The 4,313-nt window shown below is 28.8% G+C and carries 3 protein-coding genes, 2 tRNA genes and 2 rRNA genes; 2 read left to right on the plus strand and 5 right to left on the minus strand.

Going from position 1 to position 4,313, the window contains the following annotated elements:
- Positions 1 to 77, minus strand: a 16S ribosomal RNA gene (locus BN2920_RS00035); the annotation flags it as partial.
- A gap of 382 nt (positions 78 to 459) precedes the next feature.
- A complete protein-coding gene (locus BN2920_RS00040; protein WP_058293039.1) occupies positions 460 to 1,266 on the minus strand; it encodes a pyruvate, water dikinase regulatory protein in 807 nt (268 codons plus the stop codon).
- A 177-nt stretch (positions 1,267 to 1,443) separates the two neighbouring features.
- Between BN2920_RS00040 and BN2920_RS00045 the strand changes: the two genes are divergently transcribed.
- Both BN2920_RS00045 and hydF read left to right on the plus strand, forming a co-directional pair.
- The gene (locus BN2920_RS00045; protein ID WP_058293040.1) at positions 1,444 to 2,193 is read left to right on the plus strand and encodes a signal peptidase II; all 750 of its coding nucleotides are present in this window, start codon (positions 1,444 to 1,446) and stop codon (positions 2,191 to 2,193) included.
- 277 nt (positions 2,194 to 2,470) lie between these two features.
- Positions 2,471 to 3,661, plus strand: a complete 1,191-nt coding sequence (gene hydF, locus BN2920_RS00050) for a [FeFe] hydrogenase H-cluster maturation GTPase HydF (protein WP_058293041.1) — start codon at positions 2,471 to 2,473, stop codon at positions 3,659 to 3,661.
- Positions 3,662 to 3,726: 65 nt separating this feature from the next.
- Here the strand turns inward: hydF and BN2920_RS00055 are convergent.
- The 3 genes from BN2920_RS00055 to rrf all read right to left on the minus strand — a co-directional run bounded on the left by BN2920_RS00055 (position 3,727) and on the right by rrf (position 4,309).
- A tRNA-Lys gene (locus BN2920_RS00055) sits at positions 3,727 to 3,802 on the minus strand.
- A gap of 307 nt (positions 3,803 to 4,109) precedes the next feature.
- A tRNA-Lys gene (locus BN2920_RS00060) sits at positions 4,110 to 4,185 on the minus strand.
- Positions 4,186 to 4,192: 7 nt separating this feature from the next.
- Positions 4,193 to 4,309: ribosomal RNA gene (rrf, locus tag BN2920_RS00065) — 5S ribosomal RNA — on the minus strand.
- Between the last annotated feature and the right edge of the window lie 4 nt (positions 4,310 to 4,313).

Genomic DNA, 4,313 nt, shown 5'->3' on the forward strand with positions numbered 1-4,313 from the left:
AAACTTCATCGCTCGACTTGCATGTGTTAGGCACGCCGCCAGCGTTCGTCCTGAGCCAGGATCAAACTCTCAATAAAAAGTTTAATCTTTGCTCTTACTCTTATAAAAGAATTGCTGGTTTACTAAATTGTTTATTATATTCTGTTCAATTTTCAAAGACCATTTTCTTTTTCACAACTTTCGTTGTTATTTGTCACCCTCAAGCGACTTTCTTAGTTTATCATCACTTTTCATATCTGTCAACAACTTTTTTCAAAGATTTTTTAAAATTTTTGATTTATTTTGTTGTTAAAAGATTATGTATCTCAGCGACGTGTTTTATAATAACATCATCTACTTTAGATATGTATAAAAAAGTATGAGCATTTATCTAATTTATATTGCTCATACTCTCAATTTCTACTAAATTCTTTATTATTCTATTACTGACACACTAGGAAAAGTTTTTATATATTTATCTTAGTGCTTATTATACCCTAGCTTTTCCATGATTATTAATGCTGTATCTTCTATCGCTCTTTCTGTTACATCAATAGTCTTACAACCTATTCTTCTCATTATTTTATCTGCAAATTCTAGTTCTTCTAATATTCTTGCATCTCCAGCATATTCAATATCTGACGTTATCCTATGAAATTTATCCAACCTCTTTTTTCTAATTTCTATTAGCCTTAGTGGATCTATAATCAAACCAAATATTTTTTTCTTATCTATCTCATATATTTCATCCGGTACTCCAACCTCAGGCATTAAAGGTATATTTATTGCTTTTATTCCTTTATTAGCAAGATACATGCATAATGGAGTTTTCGATGTTCTAGATAACCCTATTAATACAGCATCTGCATTTTTAAGTCCTCTGTAATCTTTACTATCATCATATTGCATAGCAAATTCCATAGCTTCTATTCTCTTATAGTATATTTCATCAGTTTTTCTCATTGCACCTGGATTATATGTAGGTTGTGTATTTAAAATGGTTGATGCAACATTTATTATTGGTCCTAGAACATTCATTACAGATATATTTTTTTCCATTGCTTTTTGTGTTAAGTATTCTCTAACATTAACTGTAATAATTGTGGATACTATAATTGCTTGTTCGCATTCATCTAGTGCTTTAATAACATCTTCAACATCTTCTAATGATTTTACATAAGGTATTCTCTTAACTTTAACTTCTTGCTCAAATTGACTTGCAGCTGCGAAAGCCACTTGATTAGCTGTTTCCCCTATAGAATCTGATACTGCTAAAATCGTTAACATTTTTATACCCTCTTTCTCTCAATAAATTATTTATTTACCCTTATATATAAAATTAATACTTTACATTTCTATAGTAACCTAAAATTCATTATTTTAATAGTGATGAATTTTTTTTTTTGATGTGTTAAACTTTTATATATCATGATTCAGTACAATTTTTTATGGAGGCAAAATAAAATGAACTGGAAAAAATTTTTAACAATTGCTATTCTTCCTTTAATGTGGCTATTGTATGTACTTTTCGAATTAATAACTGGAAGAATAAATGACACAGAAACAATAATCTTTAATATTGCAATAATGTTACTCTTTGCTTTAAGTGGTCTACTAATCTATAAGGTAGGAACTAAAAATGAAACTGGTCTCTCATTTAAAAATCTTTCTATAGCTTTTATTATATTTATGGTTATAGATCAAGGTATAAAAATAATTATTAAATTCTTTTATTTTGATAACTATGTAGTGATAATTCCTAAAATGCTTTCATTTAATCCCATAATAAATACTAATGGTTCTTGGTTAAATGCTCGCTTTGGCACAGGTGTAAGTTTTCCACTATTAATAATACTAAATATCATAGCCTTATTCCTATTTGTTGAAATATATAGATATTATCTATATAAAGATAATAAAGATTTTTGGGCTGATATGTGCTTCATTTTTATATTTTCTGGTGCACTATGCTCACTTATAGATAAGATCTTCTATGGAGGAAGCCTAGATTTCATTGGTATTAGTAATTTATTTATAGCAGATATAAAAGATATATATATTAATTTAGGTATTTTATTTTTTGTGCTTACACTATTTAATGGTGGTTATTTAAAAACAGATGAAGAAACTACTTTTAAAGAAGATCTTCAAAATATGAAAAAGTTTATTTTCTTTATTAAAGATGATTTATTAGGAAAAATTCATGTTTTTTGATAATTCTAACTTAATTTTCTAACTTAATAGTTTATGTTATAGATTTACACTTATATATTATGTTAGAATTAATACATAATATATTCTTAGAAAGTTGGTTCTCCCATATTTCAAAGATTTAATAAATAGCTTAATCTAATTGTGAAGATATAAAATCTAAGCAAAGAAGATAGAAGCAACATTAAACTATTTTTTATAGTTAGCTTTATAGTGCTTAGAACTTCTGCTTTGCAGAAGTTTTTTTATTTTTATCTACAATAATTTAAGGAGGTCAAAAATGTTAACTACACCCAAAGCGAATAGACTACATATATCAATATTCGGAAAAAGAAATGCAGGTAAGTCTAGTTTAATTAACGCCTTAACCAATCAACCAATATCTGTAGTATCTGATACACCTGGTACAACTACAGATCCAGTATCAAAGTCAATGGAATTGCTTCCATTAGGTCCTATAGTAATAATAGATACTGCTGGATTAGATGATGAAGGTGAATTAGGAACTCTAAGAATAGAAAAGACTAAAGAAGTTATGGAAAAAACAGATTTAGCAGTACTAGTATTCTCTGCTGGAGATTCTAATACTAATCAAGAAAAAGAATGGTTCCAAGATTTAAAAGAAAAAAACATTCCAGTAATAGGGGTTATAAATAAAATCGATATATATGAAAGTAATCTTGATTTATTAAAAAGAGATTTCGATATTACTTTTGTTGAAGTCAGCTCTACAGAAAGAAAAAATATCTCAAAACTAAAAGAAGCCATAATTAATAACGCACCAATGGACTTTGAAAAGACTTCAATCCTAGGAGATATCGTAAAACCTAAAGATAGAGTTATACTTGTTGCTCCGCAAGATATACAAGCCCCAAAAGGACGCCTCATATTGCCTCAGGTGCAAATTATTAGAGATATCTTAGATCATGATGCCTTAGCATTAACAGTTAAAGATAGTGAATTAGAAGATATATTATCAAGTCTAAATAATGAGCCTGATCTTATTATAACCGATTCACAAATGTTTAAAGAAGTTAATGCTTCTATACCTACTCATTTAAAATTAACATCATTCTCTATACTTATGGCTCGACATAAAGGAGATTTGGATTTATATATTGCTGGAGCCAAAGCCATAAATACTTTAAAGCCTAATGATAAAATTCTCATATCAGAAGCATGCACACATCATCCTTTGAAAGGAGATATCGCACGTGAAAAGCTTCCTAAGCTTCTTGAAAAAAAATGTGGAGGTAAGTTAGACATAGATGTAATAACTGGATCAAACTTTCCTAAAGATCTATCAAAATATAAATTAATACTTCAATGTGGTTCATGTATGTTTACCAGAAGACAACTTCTTTCTCGTTTAGAAATAATTAAATCTTTTAACGTTCCAGTCACTAACTTTGGAGTTGCTTTAGCTGAGTTGAATGGTATTTTAGATAGGGCATGTAATTTTTTAAAATAAAAAAATATCATATAAGAAAAAGAACTTTTACTTTAAAAGTAAAAGTTCTTTTTCTTATATTTGCTTGGTGGCTCACCCGGGAATCGAACCCGGGACACCATGATTAAAAGTCATGTGCTCTACCGACTGAGCTAGTGAACCTTAAATTTTATTGTCGAATAAGTGCCTCAACAAGATATGATTATACAGAATATTTTACATAGTGTCAACACTTTTTTTAAAAAATAATTTATTTTTATTAAAAATAAGTCTCTTTTCCCTATATTTCTATAAGTAACATAATTAATTTCTTTTTTTATCCACAAAATTCCCTTATAAATCAAAAATTTTGTTAATAACTATTTATTAATTGTGTATAACAATACCTTTAAATAAATTTATGCTATCTAAATAATCATTTAATAAAAAATTTCACAAATAAAAAAGCTACTGAAAAAATTCAGTAGCTTGGTGCGAGATCAGGGGTTCGAACCCTGGACACCCTGATTAAGAGTCAGGTGCTCTACCAACTGAGCTAATCCCGCATAACTTACCTAGCAACGTCCTACTCTCCCACACAGTCTCCCATGCAGTACCATCGGCGCTATAGACCTTAACTTTCCTGTTCGGAATGGGAAGGAGTGTTACCTCTATGCCATCATCACTAGATGCT

The sequence above is a fragment of the Clostridium neonatale genome (genome assembly GCF_001458595.1).
Lineage (GTDB): Bacteria > Bacillota > Clostridia > Clostridiales > Clostridiaceae > Clostridium > Clostridium neonatale.